Annotated in this window: 1 protein-coding gene; it reads right to left on the reverse strand. The window is 56.9% G+C overall.

Features of this window, described 5'->3' with window-relative positions; all coding sequences use genetic code 11:
- The coding region (locus CPT76_RS37770) for a SwmB domain-containing protein (RefSeq protein WP_258168796.1) at nt 1-534 on the reverse strand (534 nt) is incomplete at both ends.

Genomic DNA, 534 nt, shown 5'->3' on the forward strand with positions numbered 1-534 from the left:
ACGTCCGACACGGCCGTTGCCTGATTGCCCAGCGCAAACATGGCCTGTCCAAACTCTCCCGCTTCCATGAGTGTCAGGTAGGACGGACGGTTCGGATCGGTCGATCCGCTGCCGGTTATCGTGCCCGTGTTGCTGACCGGGACTTTGTTAAAATACTTCAAATAAGTGCCTGCACTGTCCCTGAGCGGCGTAGCCCCTGGAATGTAGGACAGCTCCACCTTTTGGCCATTGATGACCGGATTGCTGAGCTTGATCGTCAGCGTGCTGCCATTGACCGAGGCGCTGGCCAGGGAGCTTGTCGTTCCGTCCACCAACACTTGGAATTGGGTTACTGTGACGGAGGACTGGGACACCAGCGTTTTATTGAACACGACCTGGATGGTATCTCCCTGCACTACCGCCGATTGGATGTCACCCATATCGAGCAGCGTCGTAACCGTAACCGGCTCCAGATTCAGGTATCCGGCCGAGTTCCCGTTCAGGTCCGTCAGGCGCGCGGTACCGGGTACGTATGAGATCGTCACCTTGTTATCT

The organism is Paenibacillus sp. AR247 (genome assembly GCF_002968895.1).
Taxonomy (GTDB): Bacteria; Bacillota; Bacilli; order Paenibacillales; family Paenibacillaceae; genus Paenibacillus_AQ; species Paenibacillus_AQ favisporus.